The 24115-nt window shown below is 67.0% G+C and carries 29 protein-coding genes; 13 read left to right on the forward strand and 16 right to left on the reverse strand.

Annotated features, from left to right (window positions below):
- Window positions 1–65: 65 nt before the first annotated feature.
- Window positions 66–602, forward strand: coding sequence for a DUF1697 domain-containing protein (locus tag OU426_RS09220; RefSeq protein ID WP_267633649.1), 537 nt, complete (start codon window positions 66–68; stop codon window positions 600–602).
- The gene (locus OU426_RS09225; protein WP_267633650.1) at window positions 599–2014 is read left to right on the forward strand and encodes an FAD-binding oxidoreductase; all 1416 of its coding nucleotides are present in this window, start codon (window positions 599–601) and stop codon (window positions 2012–2014) included. Before OU426_RS09220 ends, OU426_RS09225 begins: the two co-directional genes overlap by 4 nt.
- Before the next feature lie 89 nt (window positions 2015–2103).
- Here OU426_RS09225 and OU426_RS09230 read toward each other — a convergent pair whose 3' ends face one another.
- The 4 genes from OU426_RS09230 to OU426_RS09245 form a co-directional block, all read right to left on the reverse strand.
- The gene (locus OU426_RS09230; RefSeq protein WP_267633651.1) at window positions 2104–2637 is read right to left on the reverse strand and encodes an adenine phosphoribosyltransferase; all 534 of its coding nucleotides are present in this window, start codon (window positions 2635–2637) and stop codon (window positions 2104–2106) included.
- 76 nt (window positions 2638–2713) lie between these two features.
- Window positions 2714–3187: a DUF2269 family protein gene (locus OU426_RS09235; protein ID WP_267633652.1), complete on the reverse strand. Its 474-nt coding sequence runs from the start codon at window positions 3185–3187 to the stop codon at window positions 2714–2716.
- Entirely contained in the window at window positions 3187–4455 is a 1269-nt protein-coding gene (locus OU426_RS09240) for an SDR family oxidoreductase (protein WP_267633653.1), read from the reverse strand. The genes OU426_RS09235 and OU426_RS09240 overlap by 1 nt, the downstream gene beginning before the upstream one ends.
- 1 nt (window position 4456) lies before the next feature.
- A complete protein-coding gene (locus tag OU426_RS09245; RefSeq protein WP_267633654.1) occupies window positions 4457–5677 on the reverse strand; it encodes a helix-turn-helix domain-containing protein in 1221 nt (406 codons plus the stop codon).
- 280 nt (window positions 5678–5957) lie between these two features.
- Here OU426_RS09245 and OU426_RS09250 point away from each other — a divergent pair, with 280 nt between their 5' ends.
- Window positions 5958–6686, forward strand: a complete 729-nt coding sequence (locus tag OU426_RS09250) for a MipA/OmpV family protein (RefSeq protein ID WP_267633655.1) — start codon at window positions 5958–5960, stop codon at window positions 6684–6686.
- Window positions 6687–6923: 237 nt separating this feature from the next.
- Here OU426_RS09250 and OU426_RS09255 read toward each other — a convergent pair whose 3' ends face one another.
- Window positions 6924–7064, reverse strand: a complete 141-nt coding sequence (locus tag OU426_RS09255; RefSeq protein ID WP_267633656.1) for a hypothetical protein — start codon at window positions 7062–7064, stop codon at window positions 6924–6926.
- Window positions 7065–7477: 413 nt separating this feature from the next.
- Between OU426_RS09255 and OU426_RS09265 the strand changes: the two genes are divergently transcribed.
- From OU426_RS09265 to gnd, 4 genes are all read left to right on the forward strand, one after another.
- Complete coding sequence (locus OU426_RS09265; RefSeq protein ID WP_267633657.1) at window positions 7478–8047, forward strand: cysteine hydrolase family protein; 570 nt, start codon at window positions 7478–7480, stop codon at window positions 8045–8047.
- 79 nt (window positions 8048–8126) lie between these two features.
- Window positions 8127–8624, forward strand: coding sequence for a DUF1993 domain-containing protein (locus tag OU426_RS09270; protein ID WP_267633658.1), 498 nt, complete (start codon window positions 8127–8129; stop codon window positions 8622–8624).
- A gap of 4 nt (window positions 8625–8628) precedes the next feature.
- A complete protein-coding gene (locus tag OU426_RS09275; protein WP_267633659.1) occupies window positions 8629–9297 on the forward strand; it encodes a class I SAM-dependent methyltransferase in 669 nt (222 codons plus the stop codon).
- 60 nt (window positions 9298–9357) lie between these two features.
- A complete protein-coding gene (gnd, locus tag OU426_RS09280) occupies window positions 9358–10767 on the forward strand; it encodes an NADP-dependent phosphogluconate dehydrogenase (RefSeq protein ID WP_267633660.1) in 1410 nt (469 codons plus the stop codon).
- A gap of 47 nt (window positions 10768–10814) precedes the next feature.
- On the opposite strand, the gene OU426_RS09285 is transcribed toward gnd, so the two are convergent.
- From OU426_RS09285 to hrpB, 3 genes are all read right to left on the reverse strand, one after another.
- Window positions 10815–11267, reverse strand: a complete 453-nt coding sequence (locus OU426_RS09285; protein ID WP_267633661.1) for a GFA family protein — start codon at window positions 11265–11267, stop codon at window positions 10815–10817.
- Between the two features lie 152 nt (window positions 11268–11419).
- Window positions 11420–12067, reverse strand: coding sequence for a glutathione S-transferase family protein (locus OU426_RS09290; RefSeq protein ID WP_267633662.1), 648 nt, complete (start codon window positions 12065–12067; stop codon window positions 11420–11422).
- An 84-nt stretch (window positions 12068–12151) separates the two neighbouring features.
- Window positions 12152–14587 carry an ATP-dependent helicase HrpB gene (gene hrpB, locus OU426_RS09295; protein WP_267633663.1) on the reverse strand — a complete coding sequence of 812 codons (2436 nt, stop codon included), beginning with the start codon at window positions 14585–14587 and terminating at the stop codon, window positions 12152–12154.
- A gap of 106 nt (window positions 14588–14693) precedes the next feature.
- Here hrpB and curA point away from each other — a divergent pair, with 106 nt between their 5' ends.
- The 3 genes from curA (at window position 14694) to OU426_RS09310 (ending at window position 17524) form a co-directional block, all read left to right on the forward strand.
- Window positions 14694–15710 carry an NADPH-dependent curcumin/dihydrocurcumin reductase gene (gene curA, locus OU426_RS09300; RefSeq protein ID WP_267633664.1) on the forward strand — a complete coding sequence of 339 codons (1017 nt, stop codon included), beginning with the start codon at window positions 14694–14696 and terminating at the stop codon, window positions 15708–15710.
- 87 nt (window positions 15711–15797) lie between these two features.
- Complete coding sequence (meaB, locus tag OU426_RS09305) at window positions 15798–16775, forward strand: methylmalonyl Co-A mutase-associated GTPase MeaB (RefSeq protein ID WP_267633665.1); 978 nt, start codon at window positions 15798–15800, stop codon at window positions 16773–16775.
- A gap of 113 nt (window positions 16776–16888) precedes the next feature.
- Window positions 16889–17524 carry a sulfotransferase family protein gene (locus tag OU426_RS09310; protein ID WP_267633666.1) on the forward strand — a complete coding sequence of 212 codons (636 nt, stop codon included), beginning with the start codon at window positions 16889–16891 and terminating at the stop codon, window positions 17522–17524.
- Between the two features lie 50 nt (window positions 17525–17574).
- Here the strand turns inward: OU426_RS09310 and OU426_RS09315 are convergent, their stop codons facing one another.
- The 5 genes from OU426_RS09315 to OU426_RS09335 form a co-directional block, all read right to left on the reverse strand.
- Window positions 17575–18360, reverse strand: a complete 786-nt coding sequence (locus tag OU426_RS09315) for a GNAT family N-acetyltransferase (RefSeq protein ID WP_267633667.1) — start codon at window positions 18358–18360, stop codon at window positions 17575–17577.
- 191 nt (window positions 18361–18551) lie between these two features.
- Window positions 18552–18869: a nitrile hydratase accessory protein gene (locus OU426_RS09320; RefSeq protein WP_267633668.1), complete on the reverse strand. Its 318-nt coding sequence runs from the start codon at window positions 18867–18869 to the stop codon at window positions 18552–18554.
- The gene (gene nthB, locus OU426_RS09325) at window positions 18866–19528 is read right to left on the reverse strand and encodes a nitrile hydratase subunit beta (protein ID WP_267633669.1); all 663 of its coding nucleotides are present in this window, start codon (window positions 19526–19528) and stop codon (window positions 18866–18868) included. The genes OU426_RS09320 and nthB overlap by 4 nt, the downstream gene beginning before the upstream one ends.
- Window positions 19525–20145, reverse strand: coding sequence for a nitrile hydratase subunit alpha (nthA, locus tag OU426_RS09330; RefSeq protein ID WP_267633670.1), 621 nt, complete (start codon window positions 20143–20145; stop codon window positions 19525–19527). The genes nthB and nthA overlap by 4 nt, the downstream gene beginning before the upstream one ends.
- A 75-nt stretch (window positions 20146–20220) precedes the next feature.
- Window positions 20221–20403, reverse strand: coding sequence for a hypothetical protein (locus OU426_RS09335; RefSeq protein ID WP_267633672.1), 183 nt, complete (start codon window positions 20401–20403; stop codon window positions 20221–20223).
- A 108-nt stretch (window positions 20404–20511) separates the two neighbouring features.
- Between OU426_RS09335 and OU426_RS09340 the strand changes: the two genes are divergently transcribed.
- Entirely contained in the window at window positions 20512–21417 is a 906-nt protein-coding gene (locus OU426_RS09340; RefSeq protein ID WP_267633674.1) for a LysR substrate-binding domain-containing protein, read from the forward strand.
- Here OU426_RS09340 and OU426_RS09345 read toward each other — a convergent pair.
- Window positions 21399–21872, reverse strand: coding sequence for a MarR family winged helix-turn-helix transcriptional regulator (locus OU426_RS09345; protein ID WP_267633675.1), 474 nt, complete (start codon window positions 21870–21872; stop codon window positions 21399–21401). The two genes, OU426_RS09340 and OU426_RS09345, sit on opposite strands and share 19 nt — an antisense overlap.
- 95 nt (window positions 21873–21967) lie before the next feature.
- Here OU426_RS09345 and OU426_RS09350 point away from each other — a divergent pair, with 95 nt between their 5' ends.
- Window positions 21968–22681, forward strand: a complete 714-nt coding sequence (locus OU426_RS09350) for a glutathione S-transferase family protein (RefSeq protein WP_267633676.1) — start codon at window positions 21968–21970, stop codon at window positions 22679–22681.
- On the opposite strand, the gene OU426_RS09355 is transcribed toward OU426_RS09350, so the two are convergent.
- Together OU426_RS09355 and OU426_RS09360 are read right to left on the reverse strand one after the other, a co-directional pair.
- Window positions 22678–23004, reverse strand: a complete 327-nt coding sequence (locus tag OU426_RS09355; protein WP_267633678.1) for an antibiotic biosynthesis monooxygenase family protein — start codon at window positions 23002–23004, stop codon at window positions 22678–22680. The two genes, OU426_RS09350 and OU426_RS09355, sit on opposite strands and share 4 nt — an antisense overlap.
- Window positions 23001–23330, reverse strand: coding sequence for an NIPSNAP family protein (locus OU426_RS09360; protein ID WP_267633679.1), 330 nt, complete (start codon window positions 23328–23330; stop codon window positions 23001–23003). The genes OU426_RS09355 and OU426_RS09360 overlap by 4 nt, the downstream gene beginning before the upstream one ends.
- Window positions 23331–23405: 75 nt before the next feature.
- Between OU426_RS09360 and OU426_RS09365 the strand changes: the two genes are divergently transcribed.
- Window positions 23406–24092 carry an ArsR/SmtB family transcription factor gene (locus OU426_RS09365; RefSeq protein ID WP_267633681.1) on the forward strand — a complete coding sequence of 229 codons (687 nt, stop codon included), beginning with the start codon at window positions 23406–23408 and terminating at the stop codon, window positions 24090–24092.
- Window positions 24093–24115 lie beyond the last annotated feature (23 nt).

Here is a 24115-nt window from a genome sequence, read left to right on the forward strand (position 1 = left end):
GGGGCAAAGGCCGGGGGCTCTGCCCCCGGACCCCCGAGGTATTTGGGCCAAGATGAAGGGGCAGGATGACCGTCTGGATTGCGCTTCTCAGGGCAGTGAATGTCTCGGGCGTGAACACGCTGCCGATGGAACCGTTCCGCGCGCTTCTGGATGAATTGCGGCTTGAGGGCGCGAGGACCTATATACAGAGCGGCAATGCGGTTTTCCGGTCGGCACAGTCCGCCGGCGCGCTCCAGGCGCTGATCGCCGATGGGGTGCTGAAACGTTTCGGTTTTCGCCCGCCCGTCTTGATGCGGACACTGGCCGAGATGGAGGCCGCCCATCGCGGCTGTCCGTTCACGGTCGAAGCGGGGGAGAAGGTGTTCTTCCATTTCATGGAACGCGAACTGCCGCGCGCCACCGGCGATTTCCTGAAATCGCTCGCGACGGCCGAGGAACGCTATGCCTTCCAGGGCCGGATGCTCTGGCTGCATCTGCCGGGTGGGGCGGGGCGTTCGAAGCTCGCCGACCGGGTCGGGCGGCTGCCCATCGACATGACGGCGCGCAACCTCAAGACGGTCGAGGCGCTGATCGCGCTGGCGCGGAAGCTGGAGGCGGCATGAGATTGAACCCCGCCGATCAGGCCTTTGCGGCCCGGCTGGCCGCGCTCTTGCCCGAAGGGACGGTCGGCCCGGTCGAACCGCGCTATCTGACCGAGGCGCGGGGCCGGGTGACCGGGACCGGCGGCTGCCTTGCCCGCCCGCGCTCTGCCGGGGAGGTTTCGGTGATCCTCGGGGCGTGCGCGGCGGAGCGGGTCGGCATCGTGCCCTATGGCGGCGGTACCGGGCTTGTCCTCGGACAGGTGATGCCAGAGGGGCCAGCGCCGCTGATCCTGTCGCTCGAGCGGATGAGCCGGATACGCGCAGTCCACGCGACCGAAGGGGTGCTGATTGCCGAGGCGGGCGCGATCCTCGCCGATGTGCAGGAAGCGGCACAGACCCAAGGTCGGCACTTCCCTCTGGCGCTCGCCTCGCAAGGTTCGGCCCGGATCGGCGGGCTTCTGTCGACGAACGCGGGTGGTGTAAACGTGCTGCGCTATGGCAATGCCCGCGATCTCTGCCTCGGGATCGAGGCGGTGCTGCCGGACGGCTCGATCCTGAACGGGCTGAAGCGGCTCAGGAAAGACAATACCGGCTACGACATCCGTAACCTTCTGATCGGCGCTGAGGGCACTTTGGGCGTGATCACGGCGGCGAGCCTCAAACTCTTCCCGCCCGCCGCTGCCACCGGCACGGCGATCTTCACCGTTGCCTCGCCCGCCGCTGCGCTTGCGCTCCTCGCCCGCGCCCAGAGCCGGTTTGCGGGCGGTGTGACGGCGTTCGAACTGATCGCGGGCCAGGGCCTTGCATTCCTCGATGAGGTCATGCCCGACGTCCGCCAGCCCTTCGCCACCCGTCCCGACTGGATGGTCCTGATCGAGACGGGCTTGCCCGAAGGCCTCGACCCGGCAGAGGCCCTGGGCGCCCTATACGCCGCTGCCGAGGTCGAGGGTCTCGTCAGCGATGCGGTAATCGCGCAGAGCGCAAGCCAGGTGCAGGATTTCTGGCGCCTGCGCGAGGCCTTGCCAGAGGCCAACCGCAAGATCGGCGCCGTGGTCTCGCACGATATCTCGCTGCCCCTCTCGGAAATCCCGGCCTTCCTCGACGAAGGCCCGGCGCTCATCGCCCCCTTCGGCCCGTTCCGCATCCATGCCTTCGGTCATCTCGGCGACGGCAACCTGCATTTCAACATCTTCCCGCCGAAGGGCGAAAAGCGCGAGACCTACCTGCCCCTGACACCCGCGATCCAGCGCGCCGTTCATGACCGGGTCATGGCGCTCGGCGGCTCCTTCAGCGCCGAACATGGGGTGGGGCGGCTCAAGGCGGCTGACCTAGACCGCTACGCCGACCCCGCGAAACTCGCGGCGATGCGCGCCATCAAACAGGCGCTCGACCCGCACGGCATCATGAACCCCGGCGCCGTCCTATCGACCTGATCCTGCGCTTCACGTTCTGTCTTGAAATACTCCGGAGGGGTCCGGGGAGGCAGAGCCTCCCCGGCGGGTCGACGCCGAAGGCGGCGAAATCACGCCCCTTCGAACTCGCACAGCACATGGACGGACATGCCGAGCCGTTCCAGCAATGTGCGGCCGCCAAGCTCCGGCAGGTCAACGACAAAGGCGCAGCCGATCACCTGCGCGCCAAGCCGTTCGACCAGCCTGATCCCGGCCTCCGCCGTGCCGCCGGTGGCCAGAAGATCGTCGACGATCAGCACCTTCTCGCCGGGCTGCAGCGCATCCTCATGGATCTCCATGATCGCCTCGCCATATTCGAGCTTGTAGGCCTGGCTGATGGTCTGGCCCGGAAGCTTGCCCTTCTTGCGGATCGGCACGAAGCCCACCGTCAGCTGATGGGCAATCGCGCCGCCGAGGATGAAGCCCCGCGCCTCCAGCCCCACCACCTTGTCGATCCGCTCGCCCGCATAGGGGTGCAGAAGCTGATCGATCGCCATGCGGAAGCCGCGCGCATCGGCGAAAAGCGTCGTCACATCGCGGAACATGATCCCTTCATGGGGAAAGTCGGCGATGGTGCGGATATAGTCCCTGACCGTTTTCTTCATCTCTCCCCCGGAGCGTCGGCAGCCTCTCGGTAGCATGGCCTCACTTGACGGCAAAGACAGTTCGCATCGCCTTTATTCACCACAAGGCGGGTTTCGTTATCATCAGCCAGAAGATCGCGGTCAGCGCCAGGAAGGCGGGCCAGCCGAGGGCGAACCAGAGGCGGTAGAGGCGCCGGGCCTCGGCGGGGAGCGCGGTGCCGTCAGCCAGGGCGCGGGCGGCGAGGTCGCGGATGCGGATCTGCAGATGGACGACCGGCGCCCAGCAGACAAAGGCCAGAAGATAGAGGGCGTAGGTGACCAGAAGCCAGGGCTCGGTCAGCGACCAGCCCTGCAGATGGATCAGCCACAGACCGGTCAGCGGCTGGACGATCCCGGCGGGCGTGGTGAAGAACCAGTCGGCCATCACCACGGCGAAAGCGGTCACATGGATCGCTTGCGTCCGGCCAGAGTGCATCACCCAGACCATCTGGAAGGCTGTGCCGATCCCCGTGCCGAAAAGAACGGTCGAGGACAGGATATGCAGCCATTTGGCAAGGAAATAGGCCTCCATCAGCGCTCCTCCGTCAGCGCGAGGTGAGTGAGGATCAGCGCCATCACCGGCAGGTTCTTCAGAAGTTCGCCGAAGGGTGCGATCCAGAGGGCGGGCGCCATAAGCGTCAGCCCGACCGTATAGCCGAGCACCATCACCAGCTGTGCAAGGGCGGTCCGCCGGGGCGCAATGTCGCGGATCAAAAGCCCGGCGAGGATCAGGTCGGCCAGGCCGCCCGCCCTTGCGGCGGCAAGGATCAGTGGTTCGGGCAGGTTCAGGATCGCGGCAGGAAAGGCCGCGACGGGCAGGAAGAGGCCAAGCAAGCCCGAGACGAGCCACATCAGCGCCAGCGTCAGCCGGATCAGCGGCTTCATCAGGCAAAGCCGCGCCTGCCAGAGGTCTTGCGTTCCCGCCGGGCGGCGGTTGAGGAATCGGCTGACAGGCACAGGCCGGACCCCGATCCGTGACAGAAGCAGCGCGGGATCGGCCAGCACGCCGGTCGCCAGTTGGTCGACTGTTGTGGCCGAGAAGGGACCAAGCCTGACGAAGTCTCCGACCTGGCCGAGGGCGCGGGCGAGGGGCCGGGGCAGGCGCAGCGCGGGGGCGGGCAGGAGGCCAAGCCAGCGGCGTATCTCGGCGGTCAGCTCGGTCTGGCTCAGCGCCTCGGGGCCGCCGATCTCCCAGGCGCCGCCGTCCGGGCCGGGGCCGGGCGGGGCTTCGAGACAGGCGAGGATCACGCGGGCCAGATCCTCGGCATGGATCGGGTTGAACCGCTCTTCTCCGCTGCCGACCACAAGCCTGCGGAAAGGCAGCGCGGCTGAGGCGCGAAGCGCCGAGGAGCCGCCATAGGACGTATCGGCCAGCACCAGCCCGGCGCGCAGGACGGTCGCGCCCGCCGCGAGTGCAACCCGTTCCCCCTCGCGCCGCCAGTGGGCGAAGGGGGTCGCGGCCTCGATGCCGATGGCCGACAGCAAGAGCGCCTGGCCACCATCCATCGCGGCCAGCGCGGCGGCAGGCGCGCGGACATGAACCGCCTCGAACGCATGGGCACTTCCGGTCAGGAGGCCCGCGGCGTTGATCATATGTACCTCGCCCCGAAGATGGGGGCGCCAGAAGGCGGGATCGTGGGTGACAGGATCGGTCAGGTCGGCCGCGACCGTCGCGAATCCCACCGCGGCAAGCCGGTCGGGGCGGCGGGCCGAGGCGACCACCTCGTGACCGGCAGCACGAAAGGCGAAGGCGATGTGGCGGCCGATGAAACCGTCGGCGCCGAGCAGGAGAACTTTCATCTCAGCCAGCCACTTTCCGCAGGCCCTCAACGGTCGGCGGTCTCGCCACCGTCCGTTCGGCGCGCAGTTCGGTCGGCGTCTTGCCCGTTTCGCGCTTGAAGGCCTTGTAGAAGGGCGAGCGCGAGTTGAAGCCGACATCATAGGCGATGGCGAGGATCGTCTGGTCGGTCGCGGTCAGCTGGCCGATCGCATCGCGCACCCGCCAGCCGTTTACATAGTCGAAGAAGCTTTCGCCCAGGGTCTCGTTCAGCGTCTGGGAGACATAGTTCGAGGTTACGCCGATATGCTTGGCCAGCCCCCAGAGCGACAGGTTCGGGTCGCGGTAGAGAAGGTCGCGGCGCATCGCGGCCTCGATACGGGCGGCAATGCGGGCGGCGTGGTCAGCCGTCAGGGCAGAGCGTTCGTATTTTGGTGTCGGATCCTCGCCTGGACCGGCAGGATCGGGCGCAACCTCGGCCGGGCGGAGGAGCCCCGGTTTCTGCCGCGTTCCCCAGACCGCGATGACCCAGATCACGCCCACATCGAGCAGGTCGCTCAGGACCGCGGACCCGATGATCGCGCGCGGCAGGAGCACAAGGTCGAAGGTCTCGGCCAGAAGGACGGCACTGTTGAACAGCCAGTAGAGCCCCAGCACCACGCCGAGGCAGACGATCCAGTGCAGTTCGCGATCCTCAGTGCTCGCGAACAGGTCCTTCAACCGCAGGCGATAGGTCAGGATCTGGCGGTGAATGAGGACAAGGTAAAGGGCAACCTGCAGGTAGAGCAGCCCGGCCAGCCCGAGAAGGCCGAGATACAGCAGGCGTTCCACGAACGTCGGCGGCGTGGGATTGTCGGCCATCATCTCTGGATGGGCCATCAGCACCAGAGCCAGCACCAGTGCCAGCATCGCAGGCAGAAGGTGCAGCAGCTTGTAGGGTATCTCGCCCGGCTCGCCCTCCGACGTCAAACCGCGCGCATAGATCCAGAAGAGCGGCGCCAGCAGGAAGGCGAGCGGCAGGGTCAGCAGGGAAAACCGCATGAGGAGCGCGCGTGCGGGGTCTGATGTCACGAAGGGTTCGATGATCGCGGGCAGTTCCAGCGCCGCCTCGGTCAGGCAGAAAATCGCAAGCGGCCAGTAGACCCAGGCATGGTCGCGGCGCAGGAGCAGCAGATTCGCGCAGAAGAGCGACACGCCGAAGAGAAGCGCGGAACTGCCGAAGGAGAATAGGGCCGTGCCGGTCATTCCATCTGCCTCTCTCATGTCCGGCGCGAGAGTGCGATGGTGCGCGCGGGGGTGCAAGTGTGGCGGTCGTCCGGCTGTCCTTCCCGTCAGGCGCGGACAGCTGCCCAAGGCGCCCATCCCCACATTCGGCGATCTCATCGTCCGCGCCGGTAGTCCGGGACGACAGGAGGGATGCGGCAGCGCAGTCAGGCAGCGCCGACGCCTTGCGGGCCCCCTCGGGGTCAGGTGCCGCCGGCTTTCGAACGAAATATGGACCAATGACATGATCACGAAATCGAGCATGATATTTCTGGCATGCACCACTGCGCTGGCCCCGACCCTTGTATCGGCCGAGGGCACATGGACCCTCGGTCTGGGCGTGGGCGGCGCGGCCAATGTCTATCGCGGACATAAGGACGACACCTATGTGATTCCCGATCTTTCCTATGAGACCGAACGCTTCCGCTTCGGCTTTGACGGGTTTTCCTACAAGCTCGTCTCGAACGAGGCGCTGAGCTTTTCCGTGCTTCTGGCGCTCGGAGAGAAGCCGGATTTCGAGGATTACGCCAAGAAAGATGCACGCTTCGCCGGGCTGAAGCGCGACTTGCCGATCGAGCTTGGGGTGGCCGCCGAATATAACTTCGGCCTGTTTCACCTTGGCGCAGCGGCACTTCACGATGTGGCCTCTGCCTCGGACGGATACCATGTCGAGGCAAGCGCCGGTCTGAGCTTTCCGGTCGGCTCGGGCATGATCGACGTCGGGCTCGGCGCGCGGATGCGGGATGGCAAGCTGAACAATTTCCTCTATGGCGTCGCGGCATCCGAGGCGAACGGGCTGCGCGCCGCCTATGATGTGGGCCGCACTGTTGAACCCTTCCTTGAACTTTCGCTTGCCTATCCGCTGACCGACCGGCTCTCGGTCGTGGGTGCCTTCGACTACACGATCCTCGACGAGAAAGTCCGCAAGAGCCCGCTGGTCGACGCTAAGGAAAGCTACAGTATCGGCCTGGGGATCGCCTACAGCTTCTGACCGGCCCCGCTCAGCCGGTCGGCCGCCTTCCGACGCCCCCCACGGACGGAAGGCGCGGGCGGCGGCGTGCAGCGCGGGCGCCTCGACCCGCCGCCGCCGCCCGTATCACGCCCCCAAAACAAGGTGCATCTCGCGTATGGCTGCACGTATGGCAGAAGAACACACCCGCGCGCTGCGTTAACCAGTCCGCGCGGATGTGGCGCCCCGACCTGCCGCAGGGTGCCCGCGCTTTGCGCCTCAGACCAATATCCCTGGCGGGACCGCGCCGATGGTGACGGCAAACCAGCGGAAGAGGGCGATGAGCACGTCCAGCAGGCCGTGTCGCATGGTGAGCATCTGCCAGACCAGATAGATCGGGATCAGCACGGCGAGCGTCATGGAGAGCGCGAGTGAGCTGCTCTCGAAGTCTTGGACAGTTTTCCGGCGGCCTCAAGCTACTGCCTGCACCCGCTGATCGGTTTCGATGGTGTTGAGGTAGGACACGGCGGGCGGTTGTCTGCTATGGCGAGTGTCTGGGCGATGGTGGTTGTAGAAGGTGATCTCGCACCCGTTTCCGGCCCTTGCCTGCGGCCTGGTCTCCCAAACATGCAGGTGACCGCAACGGTATGTCGGGAACCGCCAGAGCCGCTCGATGAAGATGTTGTCGAGGCAGCGGCCCGTTCCGTCCAAACTGTGGGCGGCAACCTGCAATTGCAATGAAAATCAGTCCGGCCGCGCACCCGACAATATCGGACTTACGACCGGACCGGGTGTGGGATAGGGATAGGGGCGGGCGACGGCTGGAGGACGCGATGACAACGGCACTTCTGATCATCGACATGCAGATGGGCATGATCGAGCGGATCGCGGCGGGGCGGGAACATGTGAACCCCGATGCGCCCGCGCGGGTGGCCGATCTTCTGGCGCTCTTTCGGGCGCGGGGGCTGCCCGTCGTGCATGTCCATCACGATCAGCCGGGCACGCCCTTCGCGGCCGGTCTGCCCTCGGCCGAGGTGATCCCCGAGGCGGCGCCGGTGGCGGGGGAGGTGGTGATCACCAAATCGGGCTCTTCGGCTTTCGCCGGGACCGGGCTTGATGCGCTTCTCCGCGCGCGCGGCATCGACCGGATCGTCCTTTGCGGCGCGGTCGCGGCCTTTTGCGTGACTTCGACCACGCGATCAGCCTCCGACCTTGGCTATCCGGTGCTGCTGGCTGGCGATGCGCTGATGGGCTTCGATCTGCCGCGCGCCGATGGCAGCCGGATCGATGCGGCGACAGTCCTAGACGTGACGCTGACCATCCTTGGTGCCGATTTCGCCGAAGTGGTGCCGACCGATGCCGTCGCGGGGCGGCTTCAGGACGGGGCGATCTCGGCGGCGTGAAGCCCTTCCATTCACCTGGCCGAGGCGCTAGCCTCCGCCCCGGATCGCGGCATGGCGCCGCGAGAATGAGGGAACCGTCATGTCGCTTTACGATAATTTCGCCCCGCCGCTCGCCCATGGGCTGACGGCGCTGTCGAAGATCCTGGACAAGGCCGAGGCGCATTGCGCGGCAAAGAAGATCGACCCGGCCGCGCTTCTGGCCGCGCGGCTTTATCCCGACATGTTCCCCTTCACCCGCCAGATCCAGATCGCCTGCGATCAGGCCCGCCGCGCCATCTCGCGCCTCAAGGGCGAGGAGCCGGCCTCGGTCGCCGATTCAGAGACGAGCTTTGCAGAGCTGAAGGCCCGTATCGCCTCGACCGTCGCGCAGCTGAACGCCCTGACCCCGGCCGATCTGGCAGAGGCCGAGTCGCGCACCGTCTCGTTCAAGGCCGGTCCGCGCGAACTGACCTTCACCGGCGACGACTATATCCGGCAGTGGATCCTGCCCAATTTCTATTTCCACATGACCACGGCCTATGCCCTTCTGCGCCACAATGGCGTGGAACTAGGCAAGGCGGATTTCCTGGGCGGCTGAAACAATGAACCTGACCGATCTCGCGGACCGTTTCGGTTCTGACAAGGGCTCGTCGAAGCATCGCTATACCGAGCTTTACGAAATGCTCTTCCGCCCCCTCCGCGACCGCGAGATCCGTTTTCTGGAAATGGGCCTTCAGATCGGCGGGCCGGAACATGGCGAAAGTGCCGACCGCAAGACCACCGATCTGCCATCCGTTCGGATGTGGCTGGACTATTTCCCCCGGGCCGCGATCCATGGCCTCGATGTCTCGGACTTCTCGTGGTTCACGCACGATCGTTTCACCTTTCACCGCTGTGACATGGATGAGCGCGCAAATATCGCCGCTGTGACGCAGGCGTTGCCCGATTTCGACATCATCATCGACGATGCGAGCCACGCCTCGCATCACCAGCAGTTCGGCTTCCTTGAGCTTTTTCCCAAGCTGGCTTCGGGTGGTCTGTATATCATCGAGGATCTGCGCTGGCAGCCGGAGGCCTATGAGCGCGACGGCATTACAAAGACGGCGGATCTTTTCCGGGGCTTTTCCGAACGGCGCAGCTTCACGCATGCCGATATGGCCCTGCAGGATGCCTTCGCCGCGCTGGCGCCAGAGATTTCCGGCTGTTTCATGTTTCAGGTCCGCTACGAAAAGAAGCCCAAGGACCAGGTTGCGGTGATCCACAAACGCTGACCGGTCCGGTTGTCGGGCGCTAACATCTGTTCTATCTCTGCCGCAAGGCAGGAGGGGCGGATGGCAGCGCGCATCGGACTGATCGGACTTGGCACCATGGGCGCGGCGCTTGCGCTGAACATCGCCGAGCGGGGTTTTCCGGTCGCCGTCCACAACCGCACCGCCTCGGTCACGCAGGATTTCCTGCGCACGGCAGGGCCGCTTGCGACGCGGATCAGCGGTCATGACGATCTGGCGGATTTCGTCGCGGCGCTGGACCGGCCGCGCGCGGTGCTGATCATGGTGAATGCCGGGGCGCCGGTCGATCAGGTGATCGCGTCGCTTCTGCCGCATCTCGCGCCCGACGATCTGCTGATCGACGGCGGCAATGCCGATTTCAACGATACCCGCAGGCGCGAGGCCGATCTGGCCGCGAAAGGCATCCGCTTCTTCGGCATGGGGGTATCCGGCGGCGAGGAGGGCGCGCGGCACGGGCCATCGATCATGGTGGGCGGTCCGGTCGAAACCTACGCGCGGGTCCGCGATATCGTCGAGGCGATTGCGGCCCGCTATCAGGGCGCGCCCTGCGCCGCCCATCTTGGCCCCGACGGGGCGGGCCATTTCGTCAAGACGGTCCACAACGGCATCGAATATGGCGACATGCAGATGATCGCCGAGGTCTGGGGCCTGTTGCGCGACGGGGCAGGGATGGCGCCCGCCGAGGCGGCAAAACTGTTCGCCGCGTGGGACGAAGGGCCGCTCAAATCCTACCTGATCGAGATCACGGCCAAGGTGCTGGCCGCAACCGACCCTGAAACCGGCCAGCCCATGGTCTCGGTCATCGCCGACCGCGCCGGGCAGAAGGGCACTGGTCGCTGGACGCTGATCGAGGCCCTGAAGCTTGGCCTGTCGCTGACCACGGTCGATGCGGCAGTGGCGGCGCGCAGCCTGTCGTCGGATGGCGCGCGCCGGGCGGCGGGCGCGGCGCTTTTCCCGTCGCCGGTGCCTGCGAACCCGCCTGCCCCCGACGACCTCGCCCGCGCGCTGCTGGCGGCGAAAATCGTGGCCTATGATCAGGGGCTGACCCTGCTTGCCGCCGCGTCGGACCATTTCGGTTGGTCGCTCGATCTGGCGCGGATCGCCGAGATCTGGCGGGCGGGCTGCATCATCCGTTCGGCGCTGCTCGACGACATATCGAAGGCGGTGCGTGCGGGCCTGCCCCAGGGACAGCTGATCTTCTCGCCCGCCTTCGCCGCCCATCTGTCGGACGGCATTCCGGCGCTGCGCCGCACCGTCGCCGCCGCCGCCATGGGTGGCCATGCCGCCCCGGCGCTGTCGTCCGCGCTGGCCTATTTCGACCAACTGACCCGGGCGCGGGGCACCGCCGACCTCATACAGGCGCAGCGCGATTTCTTCGGCGCGCACGGGTTCGAGCGCACGGACCGACCCGGCAGCGGCTTTCACGGCCCCTGGGCGCTGGTGCCGGGCTGAGCCCGCGCGCGCGTCGGGCGCTGGTCGGGGATGCGCCCAGAGCTGAACTATTGCGTGCCACGCTCCATCGCCGCCTGCACGGCGGCGCCGAACTCTTCGGGGCTGGGAGATTGCGGGAAGGAAGGAATGGCCTCTGGCGGCAGAAGCCAGGGCTGTTTGCGGCTTGTCCAGATATGGGCGATCGGCTGCAGGTGCTGGCTCTTCTCCAGCTTGCCCGCCCGCAGGAAGATCATGTCGGGCAGTAGGCTGTTGCGGTTGTAGAGCCGCGTGTGACAGGTTTCGCAGAAGACTTCGGTGAAATGCATGCCATTCGCGATGCGTTCGTATTCAACGCTGGCGCCCGTACAATCGAAGGCGCCGCCGGGGACCACCGCATGCTCGGCAAAGGCGCTGCCGCTGCGGGTCTGGCAATTGAGGCAGTGGCAGGCATAGACGTGAAGGGCGCTTTCCTCGACTGTGTAGGTTGCGGCCCCGCACTCGCATGCGCCGGATAGGGTCATCTCATTCTCCTTAAGCGGGTATCTCGCGCCCCCGATATCAGCGGTGGGAAGGGGCGGCCAGCGATCCGCGGCGGGTCGGGCGCACACTTGTTGAGCATTGGTGCGCACCAAAGAGCCCTGCGCGGTGGGGGACACGTGTTGACAGGCGGCTCTCAGCCGCCGCGCGCCCGGTCGGCGGCTTCGAAATGCGCCATCTGATCGGCATGGGCTTTCTTGAAGGCCGGTCGCGAGGTGATCCGTTTCAGGTAAGCCTCAGTCTTCGGGCGGTCGCCGTGGGCACGCAGCCGGGCGACCCGAAGCACATCGGCCATGATGAGGTCCGCAACGGTGAAGCGGTCTGCCGCCAGCCAGTCGCGGTCACCCAGTACCCGTTCCACATGGGTAAGGCGGCTGTCCAGCCAGCCGGTCAGGCCGTTTTCCTTCGCGCCGGTGATTTCCAGAAACCACCATGGGACCGAGACCATCTCGACCGAGTTGAGCGCGGCCATCACCCATTGCAGGGTTTCGGCCGCGCCCGCCGGATCGCGGGGCATGAGCTTTTCGCTTTTCTGTGCAAGATGCAGGAGGCAAGCGCCGCTTTCAAAGAGCCGAATGGTGCCGTCGTCGAGATAGGGCACCTGCCCGAAGGGCTGGCGGTCAAGGTGATTGGTGGCGCGATCCTCGAAGCCGACGGTGCGCACATGGTAGGGCAGGCCCGCCTCCTCGCAGGCCCAACGGAGGCGCAGGTCGCGCACGAATCCGGCGGGGCCACCCGGCATGGGCACCCAGTCGAGCGTCCAGATGGTGATGGGGTCGGACATGCTTTTGCGCCTTCTCCGGGAGTACTTTTCCGTAGCATGGCGGCAGGGGCGCGTGAACGGCCCCTGTGATATGCGCTTTGGGGCTCAGGTGCCGCGCGGCTTTGCCCGCAATGTGGGTTCCGCTTGCGTGGGGTCTTCGGGCCAGGGGTGTTTGGGATACTGGCCGCGCATGTCTTTGCGGACGTCCGAATAGGAATTGGCCCAGAAGCCCGGCAGGTCCAGCGTTACCTGCACCGGGCGCTGGGCAGGCGACAGAAGCGTGATGCGCAAGGGCAGGCGTTTGGGGCCGACGGTCGGGTGGACAGTCACGCCGAACAGTTCCTGCAGGCGCAGGCTGATCGCGGGGTGGTCGCCTTCGTAGTCGATGGGGACCGCGCGGCCGAGCGGGGTTTCGAAATGCGCCGGCGCGAGGCGGTTGACCATCTGCTGCGCCTCCCAGTCGAGAGAGGCCTTCAAGGGCTCGGTCAGGTCGAGCGCGCGGAGGTCGGCCTCGGTCCGTTTGCCGGTGAGGTGCGGCAGGAGCCAGTCCTCGGCGCGGGCGAGAAGGCCCTCGTCGGTGAAGTCGGGCAGGTCGGCGCCTTCGTGCCGGAGAAGCTCCACCCGGGCGCGGAAGCGTCGGGCGGCGGCGGTCCAGGGCAGGCCGATCTGGCGGATGCCGTCAAGCGCTGCACGAGCCATGGCCTCGGGCGGGGCGTCGGGCCAGGGGCGGTCGGCGAGCGTTAGTGCGCCAAGCCGTTCCTGCCTGCGCGCCACCACCCGGCCCTCGCGCCGCGACCAGTCGCAGACATCCTGCCAGCGGATGCTGTCGGCGAAGAGGCGGCGCACGTCTTCTTCGCTGATCGCGATGCCTTGCCGCACTTTCGCTTCACGCGGGTCGCCGTCAAGATCGGTCGCGACGATCAGGCTTGCCCGGCCGAGCGGGTCGCCCGGCGCGACGATGGCGCCCTTGCCGCCGGACAGGACAAAACGCGCCTCATCGCCCTTGCGGCGCTGGCCCAGACGGTCGGGATAGGCGAGCGCGGCCATTGCGGCGGGACTGAGGTGCGCCTCGACCGGCCCGACCAGCCGCGCGAGGCGCTTTGCCTCGGCCCGTATCCGGTCGATCACGCCGCGGTCGGCGCCGGGCGCGTCCTTCGGTTCGCGGATCGCGCGGAGCCTCAGGCCAAGGTCGGCCTCGGCGCCCCGCAAGGGGTCGCGTTCCTCCAGCAGCGCGGCCATCGTCGCGGCCCCGGGCCCGGCAAGCGCCAGCATATGGCCAAGGCGGGGGTGGACCGGCAGGGCGGCAAGCTGGCGCCCGTGCGCGGTGATCCGGCCTTGCGGGTCAAGCGCGCCGAGGCTTTGAAGAAGCGCCCGGGCCTCAGAGAGCGCAGGGGCGGGCGGCGGGGTCAGGAAGGCAAGGTCCGCCCCGTCAGAACCCCAGAGCGCCAGTTCCAGCGCAAGGCCGGTGAGGTCCGCCGCCTCGATCTCTGCCGGCGGATAGGCGGCAAGCGCGCCTTCCTCTCCCTTCGTCCAGTAGCGATAGCAGATGCCTGCAGCCACCCGGCCCGCGCGCCCGCGCCTTTGTTCGGCCTCGGCGCGTGTCACCCGTTCGGTGATGAGCCGCGACATGCCAGAGGCCGGATCGAACCGTGCCCGCCGTGCCCGGCCGCCATCGACCACCACCTTTATGTCGGGGATAGTGAGCGAGGTTTCGGCGATGGCGGTGGCAAGCACCAGCTTGCGGCCCGCCGCGACCGGGGCGAGTGCCGCGCGCTGGGCGGCGAAGTCCATGGCGCCGTAAAGCGGCCGGATGGCGCAGTCGGGCGGCAGTCGCCCGGCGAGAAGCGCCTCGACCCGGCGAATCTCGCCCTCGCCGGGCAGGAAGACCAGAATGCCGCCTTCAGTATCCTGGACTGCCTGCGTGACCAGCGCCGCCACCCCCGCCTCGTAGCGCAAGGAGGCGTCGGGCGGGCGGGGCAGCCAGCGGGTTTCGACCGGGAAGGCGCGGCCTTCGGAGGTGATGACCGGGGCATCGTCCAGTAGCCGCGCGACCGGGTCTGCATCGAGCGTGGCCGACATGACAAGGATCAGAAGATCGGGGCGGAGCGCACCCTTGACTTCCCATGCCAGTGCCAGCCCGAGGTCGGCGTGCAGCGAGCGTTCGTGGAACTCGTCGAAGAGGACGGCGCCGACACCGGTCAGTTCAGGGTCGGACTGGATCATCCGGGTGAGGATGCCTTCGGTCACCACCTCGATCCTTGTGGCGGGCGAAGTCTTTGCCTCGCCCCTGATCCGGTAGCCGACCCTTTGACCGACCGGCTCGCCAAGCGTTTCGGCCATCCGTTCGGCGGCGGCGCGGGCGGCAAGACGGCGGGGTTCCAGCATCAGGATGCGGCCGGGAACGATCCCGCGGTCGAGGAGATCGAGCGGAACCCGCGTGGTCTTGCCCGCTCCGGGAGGCGCCTGCAGCACCGCTTTCCCATGTCTGGAAAGTGCTGTGGCGAGATCGGGCAGGGCATCGGAAATCGGAAGTCTGTCCATGCGCCCTTATGGCGTCTCGCCCGGCCGGTGGCCAGAGTACCTGCGCTTTCCATGCGGCGGATCAGGGCGCATAGTACCCTTATTGATCCGCGACAAACCGGCGACCATGGCCAGAACCGCCCGCACCATCCAAGTCGCTGCCCGGCCCGACGGCATGCCGAAAGCCGCTGACTTCAGGCTGGCCGAGGTAGATTTGCCTGATCCGGGTCCGGGCGAGGTTTTGCTGCGCACCATGTGGATCTCTCTCGACCCCTATATGCGGGGCCTGATGTCGGAGAGCCGATCCTATGCGCAGATGACGCCTTTGGGCCATCCGCTGCCCTGCGAGGTCGTCGCGTGTGTCCTGTCGTCCAATGACGCCAGTCTGACCAAGGGCGATCAGGTTCTGGTCTACGATGTCTGGCGCGACCGTGCCGTGCGCAGGGCCTCTGACTGCCGCAAACTCGATCCTGCCCGGGCTCCGGTGCAAGCCGCGCTTGGCGTGCTTGGGATGCCCGGCCGCACCGCCTATTCCGGCCTCAAGCATATCGGCCAGCCCAAACCCGGCGAGACGCTGGTGGTTGGCGCGGCGACAGGTGCGGTCGGCAGCGTCGTCGGGCAGATTTCCCGGCTTCAGGGCGCCCGTGTGATTGGCATTGCCGGAGGCGAAGAGAAATGCCGGTATGCTGTCGAAACTCTCGGCTTTGACGCCTGCCTTGATCGCCGGGTTCCGGATCTGGGCCGACGGCTGGGCGATGTCTGCCGAGATGGCATAGATGTCTATTTCGAATTGACCGGCGGGGATGTCTTTTCAGCGGTCATGCCGTTGCTGAACGACTTTGCACGCGTCCCGGTGTGCGGGACGATTGCAAGCTACAACTCCGGTGCGCCGCCTCCCGGGCCCGACCGGTTACCGGGGTTCATGCGGTTGATCCAGAACCGGCGACTGACACTGCGCGGATTTAATGTCGATGATTTCAGCAGCGATATTCCCGAATTCGAAACCGCCATGTCGGCCTGGCTGAGGGACGGGTCAGTCCGCAGCAGGGAAGACATCAGCCGGGGCATCGAAAGCGTCGTGTCCGCCTTCATCGGGATGCTTGAGGGGCGGAATTTCGGCAAGACACTCGTCTGTCTTGACTGACAGCAGTCCTCGCCATCGCGAAAAAGATGCCGGCGACCCTCGCCAAGAGCGCGCGTATCCGGCAGAAAGGCCGGAAACGGAGGCCCGATGGAGACCAGCGAACGTGCCCGACTGATCCGTGCCGGCGATCGCCGGGCGCTGGCCCGCGCCATCACGCTGATGGAAAGCTCGCGGGCCGCAGACCGGACGGATGCGCTGGCCTTGCTCGACCTGCTGGCGCAGTCGGGCCACCAGGCGCTGCGCATCGGCCTGTCGGGCACGCCCGGTGTCGGCAAGTCGAGCTTCATCGAAGCCTTCGGGTCTTTCCTGACTGCAAAGGGCCTGAAGGTGGCGGTGCTGGCGGTCGATCCGTCCTCGGCGCGGTCCGGGGGCTCGATCCTCGGCGACAAGACGCGGATGGACCGGCTGTCGCGCGATCCCAAAGCCTTCATCCGCCCCTCGCCGAGCCAGACCCATCTGGGCGGCGTCGCGCGGCGGACGCGCGAGGCGGTGGCGCTCTGCGAGGGCGCGGGGTTCGATGTGGTGCTGATCGAGACGGTGGGCGTCGGCCAGTCCGAGACGATGGTGGCCGAAATGTGTGACCTTTTCGTCCTGCTGCTGGCGCCCGCAGGCGGCGACGAATTGCAGGGGGTAAAGCGCGGCATCATGGAGATGGCCGACCTCATCCTTGTGAACAAGGCCGATGGCGATCTGAAGGCAGCAGCCACCCGCACCTGCGCCGACTATGCCGGTGCGCTGAAGCTTTTACGTAAACGCCCGCAGGACCCGGCGGGCTATCCCAAGGCGATGACGGTTTCGGCTCTGGAGGAGCGAGGGCTTGAGCCCGCCTGGGCGGCAATGGGGGAGCTGACGGGCTGGCGCAAGGCAAAGGGCCTTTTCGCCGCCCGCCGCGCCGAACAGGCCCGCCACTGGTTCGAGGAAGAGGTGCGGCAGGCCCTGCTCGCCCGCCTCACCGCCGATTCCGACACCCGCAAAGCGATGGAACGGCTCGGCCGCGAGGTCGAGAATGGACGATCGCCTGCCGACGCGGCGCGCCAAATGCTGGCCTATCTCGACAAATCCTGACGCAACGCAGGCCAAGGTACGCCTTGCCAAGCCGCAATGGTCCCTGCCGATTGTTCTGGACAGAAGAAGATCCGAGGCGGATGCTCTCCCGATACATGGGGGAGGGAAAGGTCATGGCGCTGGAGGTCATTGGTTCGGGATTCGGACGGACGGGAACCAAATCGCTCAAGGCAGCGCTGGAAAGACTTGGCTTTGGGCCTTGCCATCACATGCACGAAATCGTTGAAGACCCGCCGCAGGTGGCGCATTGGCAGAACTTGGCTGCGGGCAGATCCGTCGACTGGAACCAGGTGTTCGCCGGTTACAAGTCCCAGGTTGACTGGCCGGGCGCCCATGTCTGGCGAGAGCTCGCCGCAGCATTTCCGCGTGCCAAGGTCGTGCATACCGTCCGCCCCGAAGAAGCATGGTGGGCAAGTTTCAACAAGACGATCGGGAAGCTGATGCAGCGCTACAAGGAACTGCCGATGCCACCGCACATCGGCGACATGCTCACCGCGTGGGACGACCTTGCCGGCAAGGCTACCTTTGACGGCAAGCTCGGCGATCGTGAGGTTGCCCTGGCCGCCTACCGCCGCCGGACCGAAGAGGTGCGCGAAGCGCTTCCCAAGGAGCGGCTGCTTGTTTTCGACGTGGCGGAAGGATGGAAGCCGCTGTGCGCCTTCCTTGGGGTTGATGCGCCCGACGAACCATTTCCCCATCACAATCTCAGGGCCGACTTCTGGGAGGTTCTTGGCGGTGAGCCTGCCTGATTGGGCGAACTCGTAGGCAGCCTCGCTGTCGACGCGCGTCGACGCCGAACTCAGGATTGCAGGTAGGTCTGGTAGTCGAAGACTGTCCGGAAGCCGATCTTTTCATAGACAGGCTGACCCATTGGGGTTGCCTGCAGGGTTGCGACAGCGGCGCCGCGCCGTTTTCCTTCGGCCATCGCGTGAAGTGTCATCGCCGCGCCCACACCACGCTTGCGCGCCTCGGGCAGGGTGGCGACGGCGTAGACCCCCGCTATGCCGTCGGTCATGACAAGCGAGCTTACCGCCACCGGAATACCGTCGAGATAGCCGGTGAAGCGGGGCTGATCGGCGAACAGGCTCGCCGGGATCGTCGCCTCGCAGGCGCCCATCGCCGTTCCGAGGCTCGCCTCCATCTCGAAGGCCGCGATCGCCAGTTTCCCCCAGGCGCGGCGTTCTTCCGCATCGGTTGACATCGATATGGTCAGTCCTTCGACAGGCGGGGGTGCGGAAAGCTCGCCGAGGTCAACGAGCATCGCAGGATGACTTCCGGACGGTTCAAGGCCCGCCCCTTGAAGACGAGCGCGCGTTTCGGCGCTGTCCACGCAGGGGCCTATCCGCCACAGGACCGGGACGCCGGATGCTGCGCAGGCGGCCCCGAGGTCCAAAGCAGTTGCGATTGCCTCCGGGTCGGGATCCGACAGGATCACGCTGTTGAACAGCGGATGCGGGATCGCGGTCTGCATGAACAGGGCACCTTTCAGCCTTTGGTGCCGCCCGCCGTCGGCTAGGGCATAGGCGCCCCAGTAATCCATGACGCTTGCGTCCAGTCTGAGTATAAGTGATTGGGCAAGTGCCATAGTCCGCGCCCTCCCAAAAGACCGCACCCGGCGGAACCAGCGTTGCGGCAGGTCCCAATGCCAGTCGCAACGTGACAAGAAAATACACCGAAAGCATCAGGGAGCCAATTGGCGTCGCACACTTGGCTAAAGGCCGGTGGGTCGCCGGATCCGTCTTTGGCGGCTGTGTCAGCGCTTCTTCGTGCTAGGGCTCAGAGATCGGGTCGCACCGGTTGGCCGTGGGGCGTGGTGAGATAGGCGCGTTCCCAGGCGGCGCGGGCTTGGGCGGCCTCGGCACTCGGGGCGGCGCCGGAGGTGGCGAGGAGCGTTTCCAGCGTTTCGAGCCAGGCGGCAAAATAATCCTCGCCGCCGTCGAGCATCCGGTTTGCCCCGTGGCGCCTCAAGGTGGCGCCGAAGGCCTCGGTCCAGGCGTGCCAGGTGAACTGGCCCGCGTCGGAAAGCGCTACCGTCAGGGCGAAAAGTTCCGCCTGCCAGGGGTCAGAGAAGGAGGAGGGCGCGGGAGAGGTCATGCCGGGATAAGGTAGCTTTCCCAGAGATCGAGCGTGACCTCGTCGTCAGGATTTTCCGGGGTCTCCCACAGGTCGGCGGCGCGGAAGAGGATCGTGTAGAGCGGCTCGGGCGCCTCGCCCAGCCCATGGGCATTGCAGTCGGGGAAGACATGGGGGCCATGCGACAGGATCACCCGCCCAGGCTTGCCCTCGGCATAGGCGGGCAGGCGGGTGTGGCCGCCCGTGACGAAGGCATTGGCGGCGGGGCGGCGGGTGGTTACGGCCTCGCCCACAGCAAAGCGCGGGGCGGGGCCGGGGCGGCTGTAGGGTGTGCCGCGGGCGAGGGCGGGGGCGACCTTGTCCAGCGCAAAGGCGCGGGGCGAAAGCGGGGCCGGATCGGCGGTACCCGCCGCCAGCTCTTCTTCGGTCACGAAGCCCTTTTCGACGAGAAGTCCGGCAAGAGCGGCGATCCATTTCTCGTAGTAGCTGAAGCGCGGGTAGTCGGTCAGCCGTTCGCGGGCGGCGCGGCTCTCGTCGATGGTCCAGCCGCCCAGGCCCCCTGCGGCGAGGGTGAGGCCAAGGGCTGTGCGGTGCCAGGGCGCGTCATAGCCGGGTATGCCGTCGGGCGCCGGTTCGACCCGGCCGCCAGCCTGCCCGCCCATGTCATGCGGGCGGCTCATGCGCCCGCCTCGCGGGGGAAGCCGGTGCCGATCATCGAATCGCGGGTGACGAGGGTGGCGAGGCTTTCCTCGTCCCAGCCTTCGGTGCCGCCCGGGCGTTCAGGGATCACCAGATAGCGGACCTCGGCGGTCGAATCCCAGACGCGGACGGCGGTGCCTTCGGGCAGGGTCACGCCGAAATCGGCCAGGACCGCCCGCGGTTCGCGTACCGCGCGCTTGCGGTAGGCGTCGGACTTGTACCAGGCGGGCGGGATACCCAGAAGCGGCCATGGATAGCAGGAGCAGAGCGTGCAGACGACCATATTGTGCTGGCGCGCGCTGTTTTCGACGGCGACCACATGTTCGCCCTGGCGCCCCGATATGCCCAGCTCCAGCATCGCCGCATTGGCATCGGCCATGAGCCGCGCACGGAACGCCGGGTCGGCCCAGGCCCGGGCCACGACCCTGGCGCCAAGATGGGGGCCTACTTTCGTCTCGTAGGTTTCGAGGATCGCCTCCATCGCGGCGGGATCGACCAGCCCCTTGCGCACAAGGATGGTCTGCAGCGCCTTGACCCTCAGCGCGGGGTCCGAGGGCAGGAGACTGTGGGGTTCGTCGTGATGATGATCGTGCGGCATGGGGCGAGAGTTCCACGGCCGTCGGGCGAAGTCCAGCCCCGGCAGACGTGCGCCGGGGCCGGTTTGAGGTCGGGATCAGAAGTTAGTCAGACCGATATCTTTCAGCAGGTGTGGCGAGAGATCCTTGATCGCAAGTCGCGCGGCGGCATCGACATGGCGCCCGTCGTCGAGAAGGATCGGCGGTTCAGGTGCCGCGCGGTAAAAAAGACGCGAAAGAAGGGACTTGCGTGGCGTTTCGGTAAGGGTGAGGCTGTTCATGGTGTCCTCCGGGGTGGAAGTTTCTGATCACCACTATCGCCGAATCCGCGCTTTCCCACCAATCGAACGCGCGCTATAAGACATAAATCAGATTGATGGCTTGAGTCCATGCCCGCCCGCGTCAAACCCTCGCTTCCGCCGCTTGCCGCGATCCGCGCCTTCGAGGCCGCGGCGCGTCAGGGCAGCTTCACCGCGGCGGGGGAGGAGCTGGGCATGACCCAGGCGGCGGTCAGCTATCAGATCAAGGCGCTGGAGGACCGGGTGGGCTTCGCGCTTTTCCGGCGCCGGGCGCGCGGGGTCGAACTGACACCCGACGGCGCGCGGCTGGCCACCCGCGCCGAAGAGGCGCTCGACATCCTGCGCCAGGCTTTCGCCGACGCACGGCAAGCCCATGACGAGACGCTGGTGATCTCGGTCCTGCCGACGATCGCCCAGCAGATCATCGCCCCCCGTCTCGGCGCCTTCCAGATCGCCCATCCGACGATCATGACGCGGGTCGAGGTCGAGAGCCGTCTTGTCGATTTACTGGCGGGGGAGGCGACGGTGGCCATCCGTGCGGGCCTTGGGAAATGGCCGGGACTTGCGACCCACTACCTGCTGCCCGGGGACTATGCGCCGATGATCTCTCCCGCCTTCATCGCCCGGAATGGCCGGCCTGCGGCGCCCGCCGATCTCTTGTCGATGCCATTGATCGACGCCGATGACGAAGGCTGGGCGGGCTGGTTCCGGGCGGCAGGGGTTGCGCCGCCATGCTGCCGCAGCGGCGGCCGGACCCTGTTCGGCACGCAGGCGCTGACCGCGCAGGCGGCGATTGCCGGTCACGGGGCCTGTCTCCTCAATCCTTACCTCTTCCGTGCGGAACTGGCGCGGGGTGATCTGATACAGCCCTTCGCCACCGTCTGGCGCGAGGCGTTTTCCATGTATCTCGTCTATCCGGAGCGGCGGCGGAATGCGCCCGCGATCCGGGCGTTCCGCGACTGGGTTCTTGCGGAGTTTCAGGCGATCGGAGCCTGAGGGCGAGGCGCCTTTCCGGTCAGTCCGTTGAGGAGCGCGGCGAGGCGCGGCGCCTCCGCCTCGGCAGCGGTGCCGACGAAGCTGCGGGTGAGGGCGGCGCCATAGACGGGCCACATCGCGCGCCGCACGCTGCGTCCCGCCTCGGTCAGGTGCAGCAGCTGGCCACGCCGGTCGCCGGGGCTCGGTCGGCGCGTCACATAGCCCGCCGCGACCAGCCGGGCGATCAGTCGCGACAGGCCATATTGTGGCAGGAGGAGGCGGGGTTCGAGCGCGTTCGGGCGGATGCCGTCGGGCGCCTGTTCGATTTCCCACAGGACGTCGTACCAGTCCAAGGGCGGCAGGCCCGCCTGTTTCAGATCTGCCTCGACCGCGTCGCGCAGGTGGCGGCTGGCGCGCATGAGCGCGGTCCAGACGGCGACGATTTCGGTCGAGGGCGGGGTGAAAGGTTCATCCATGCACAGCGGGTAGCAGATTCATGCAGATGCATCAAGTTTGACGGTGCAGGTGGGCGCGCCGATATTGATGCAGTTGCATTTACATGGAGGCCGCCATGGCCCAAGATCTTGCCCAGACCGCATCCACCCCGCCCGAACTGCCGTCCGGCGGCCGGGCCTTGACACTCGTCAGTCACCCGCTGTGTCCTTATGTCCAGCGCGCCGCCATCGCGCTGCATGAGAAGGCCGTGCCCTTTACCCGCATCGACATCGACCTTGCCGCGAAGCCTGACTGGTTCCTGAAACTGTCGCCCACCGGCAAGACGCCGATGCTGCTGGTCGGGGGCGTGCCGCTGTTCGAATCCGCGGCCATCGTCGAGTATCTGGACGATACCGAGGGAACGGTCCTTCACCCCGCCGACCCGCTTGAACGTGCCCGCCACAGGGGCTGGATCCAGTTCGCCTCCGATACGCTCGACGGGATCGGGGCGCTCTACAACGCGCCCGATGCAGAGAGCTTCGCCGTGCGCGTCAGGGCGCTGCGCGCCCGGTTTGAGCGGGTCGAGGCGGACCTGACCGGCCCCTGGTTCGCGGGCGAGGCCTTCAGCCTTGTCGATGCCGCTTTTGCCCCGGTCTTTCGCTATTTCGATGTCTTTGACCGGATCGGTGATTTCGGCATCCTCACCGGTCTTGCCCGCGTCGCCGCCTGGCGCGCGCGGCTGGCCGACCGCCCGTCGGTCCGCGCCGCCGCGCCCGGCGATTACACCGAGCGCCTCGCCCGGTTCCTCAGGGCGCGGCGCTCGCATATGTCCACGCTGATTGCGGGCTAGCCCACCGGCACCTCGGCCCGGTCCTGCAGGCCATAGTCGCGCAGGATCGAGGCCACGCGGATGCGGTAGTCGGCGAAGAGCCCGCCCCGTCCCCTGGCCTGCGCCGCCCTGTGGCTGGCGCGGGTCCGCCAGTCCCTGACCGCCGCCTCGTCGCGGAAGAAGGACAAGGACAGGACCTTGCCGGGTGTGGTCAGGCTTTCGAACCTTTCGACCGAGATAAACCCGTCCACTGTCTCCAGCTCGGCCCGAAGGGCGGCCGCGGTCGCCAGATAGTCCGCGCGGCCGTCCTCGCGGGGCCAGACTTCGAAGATCACCGCGATCATGGCCGGACCAGCGCGGCATGAGGGGCGGAGGCGAGCTTCACGAACGTCCGGTCCTCGCGCAGGATGAACTTCTCGGCTTGCGCGAAGTCGTAATTCGCGCGGCCCTCGGGCGAGGCGGCGAGCCGGGCGCGGTAGGCCTCGTAGGTCGCAAGGCTTTCGATGTGATAGATGCCGTAGGCCAGCGTCGAAGAGCCTTCATGGGGCGCAAAATAGCCGACAAGATCGGCGCCCGCGCGTGGGATCGCCTCGCCCCAGCGCCGGGCATAGGTCTCGAACGCCGCGCGTTTGGTCGGGTCGATCTGATAGCGGATGATGCAGGTGAGCATGGGTTTCCTTTCTTGCTGCATGTCACCCCGCTCTAGGGTAGTTTGCCGCATGGATGCTTCGTTGAGGATCGAACCATGCGTGAAGGCCCCGATATCTCCCGCACCGCCGCCCTCATCGGCGATCCGGCGCGCGCGCACATGCTGGTGGCGCTGGTCGATGGCGGGGCACGGACGGTGAGCGAGCTTGCGACCGAAGCGGGCGTGGGGATGCCCACCGCCTCGGCCCATCTGGCGAAGCTGGAGGCGGGTGGCCTCGTGGTGCCGCGCAAGGAAGGGCGGCACCGCTATTATGCGCTGGCCTCGGAAGAGGCGGGTCTTCTGATCGAGCAGCTTCTGACCTTTTCCGCCGCCGCCCGCCCCGCTGCCCGCACGCGCCCGGGGCCGCGCGACCCCGAGCTTCGCCGGGCGCGGGTCTGTTACAACCATCTGGCGGGCGAACGCGGCGTGCAGCTTTATGACAGTCTGATCCGGCGGGGTTTCCTGCAGGAGGGCGCCGACGGGATGGGGCTGACCGATCCGGGCTGGGCTTTTGCCGCCGACCTCGGGCTCATCCCCGGCGATTTCGCCCGCCACCGGCCGCCCCTGTGCCGCGCCTGTCTGGACTGGAGCGTCAGGCGCAGCCATCTGGGCGGGCGGCTAGGCCGGGCCTTCCTGACGGCGCTTGAGGGGCGAGGCTGGGTCAGTCGGGTGCCCCAGACACGTATCCTGCGCTTCAGCCGCCCGGGCGAAGTGGCCTTTGACAGGCTCTTCCCGCAGGCCTAATGGCATCCGGGGCGAAAGAAGCC

Source organism: Frigidibacter sp. RF13, from assembly GCF_026626305.1.
Lineage (GTDB): Bacteria > Pseudomonadota > Alphaproteobacteria > Rhodobacterales > Rhodobacteraceae > TMP-24.

What these genes read in the sequence shown, in the direction of transcription:
- OU426_RS09240 (WP_267633653.1), bottom strand. Translation starts at nt 4,455, where the DNA reads ATGAAAGTTCTCCTGCTCGGCGCCGACGGTTTCATCGGCCGCCACATC.
- OU426_RS09255 (WP_267633656.1), bottom strand. Translation starts at nt 7,064, where the DNA reads ATGACGCTCGCCGTGCTGATCCCGATCTATCTGGTCTGGCAGATGCTC.
- OU426_RS09290 (WP_267633662.1), bottom strand. Translation starts at nt 12,067, where the DNA reads ATGTCCGACCCCATCACCATCTGGACGCTCGACTGGGTGCCCATGCCG.
- meaB (WP_267633665.1), top strand. Translation starts at nt 15,798, where the DNA reads ATGGAGACCAGCGAACGTGCCCGACTGATCCGTGCCGGCGATCGCCGG.
- OU426_RS09365 (WP_267633681.1), top strand. Translation starts at nt 23,406, where the DNA reads ATGCGTGAAGGCCCCGATATCTCCCGCACCGCCGCCCTCATCGGCGAT.
- OU426_RS09275 (WP_267633659.1), top strand. Translation starts at nt 8,629, where the DNA reads ATGAACCTGACCGATCTCGCGGACCGTTTCGGTTCTGACAAGGGCTCG.
- OU426_RS09335 (WP_267633672.1), bottom strand. Translation starts at nt 20,403, where the DNA reads ATGAACAGCCTCACCCTTACCGAAACGCCACGCAAGTCCCTTCTTTCG.
- OU426_RS09225 (WP_267633650.1), top strand. Translation starts at nt 599, where the DNA reads ATGAGATTGAACCCCGCCGATCAGGCCTTTGCGGCCCGGCTGGCCGCG.
- OU426_RS09345 (WP_267633675.1), bottom strand. Translation starts at nt 21,872, where the DNA reads ATGGATGAACCTTTCACCCCGCCCTCGACCGAAATCGTCGCCGTCTGG.
- OU426_RS09235 (WP_267633652.1), bottom strand. Translation starts at nt 3,187, where the DNA reads ATGGAGGCCTATTTCCTTGCCAAATGGCTGCATATCCTGTCCTCGACC.
- OU426_RS09270 (WP_267633658.1), top strand. Translation starts at nt 8,127, where the DNA reads ATGTCGCTTTACGATAATTTCGCCCCGCCGCTCGCCCATGGGCTGACG.
- nthB (WP_267633669.1), bottom strand. Translation starts at nt 19,528, where the DNA reads ATGAGCCGCCCGCATGACATGGGCGGGCAGGCTGGCGGCCGGGTCGAA.
- gnd (WP_267633660.1), top strand. Translation starts at nt 9,358, where the DNA reads ATGGCAGCGCGCATCGGACTGATCGGACTTGGCACCATGGGCGCGGCG.
- hrpB (WP_267633663.1), bottom strand. Translation starts at nt 14,587, where the DNA reads ATGGACAGACTTCCGATTTCCGATGCCCTGCCCGATCTCGCCACAGCA.
- OU426_RS09355 (WP_267633678.1), bottom strand. Translation starts at nt 23,004, where the DNA reads ATGATCGCGGTGATCTTCGAAGTCTGGCCCCGCGAGGACGGCCGCGCG.
- OU426_RS09350 (WP_267633676.1), top strand. Translation starts at nt 21,968, where the DNA reads ATGGCCCAAGATCTTGCCCAGACCGCATCCACCCCGCCCGAACTGCCG.
- OU426_RS09285 (WP_267633661.1), bottom strand. Translation starts at nt 11,267, where the DNA reads ATGACCCTATCCGGCGCATGCGAGTGCGGGGCCGCAACCTACACAGTC.
- OU426_RS09320 (WP_267633668.1), bottom strand. Translation starts at nt 18,869, where the DNA reads ATGACCTCTCCCGCGCCCTCCTCCTTCTCTGACCCCTGGCAGGCGGAA.
- OU426_RS09315 (WP_267633667.1), bottom strand. Translation starts at nt 18,360, where the DNA reads ATGGCACTTGCCCAATCACTTATACTCAGACTGGACGCAAGCGTCATG.
- OU426_RS09250 (WP_267633655.1), top strand. Translation starts at nt 5,958, where the DNA reads ATGATATTTCTGGCATGCACCACTGCGCTGGCCCCGACCCTTGTATCG.
- OU426_RS09340 (WP_267633674.1), top strand. Translation starts at nt 20,512, where the DNA reads ATGCCCGCCCGCGTCAAACCCTCGCTTCCGCCGCTTGCCGCGATCCGC.
- OU426_RS09220 (WP_267633649.1), top strand. Translation starts at nt 66, where the DNA reads ATGACCGTCTGGATTGCGCTTCTCAGGGCAGTGAATGTCTCGGGCGTG.
- OU426_RS09265 (WP_267633657.1), top strand. Translation starts at nt 7,478, where the DNA reads ATGACAACGGCACTTCTGATCATCGACATGCAGATGGGCATGATCGAG.
- OU426_RS09310 (WP_267633666.1), top strand. Translation starts at nt 16,889, where the DNA reads ATGGCGCTGGAGGTCATTGGTTCGGGATTCGGACGGACGGGAACCAAA.
- OU426_RS09245 (WP_267633654.1), bottom strand. Translation starts at nt 5,677, where the DNA reads ATGACCGGCACGGCCCTATTCTCCTTCGGCAGTTCCGCGCTTCTCTTC.
- OU426_RS09360 (WP_267633679.1), bottom strand. Translation starts at nt 23,330, where the DNA reads ATGCTCACCTGCATCATCCGCTATCAGATCGACCCGACCAAACGCGCG.
- curA (WP_267633664.1), top strand. Translation starts at nt 14,694, where the DNA reads ATGGCCAGAACCGCCCGCACCATCCAAGTCGCTGCCCGGCCCGACGGC.
- nthA (WP_267633670.1), bottom strand. Translation starts at nt 20,145, where the DNA reads ATGCCGCACGATCATCATCACGACGAACCCCACAGTCTCCTGCCCTCG.
- OU426_RS09230 (WP_267633651.1), bottom strand. Translation starts at nt 2,637, where the DNA reads ATGAAGAAAACGGTCAGGGACTATATCCGCACCATCGCCGACTTTCCC.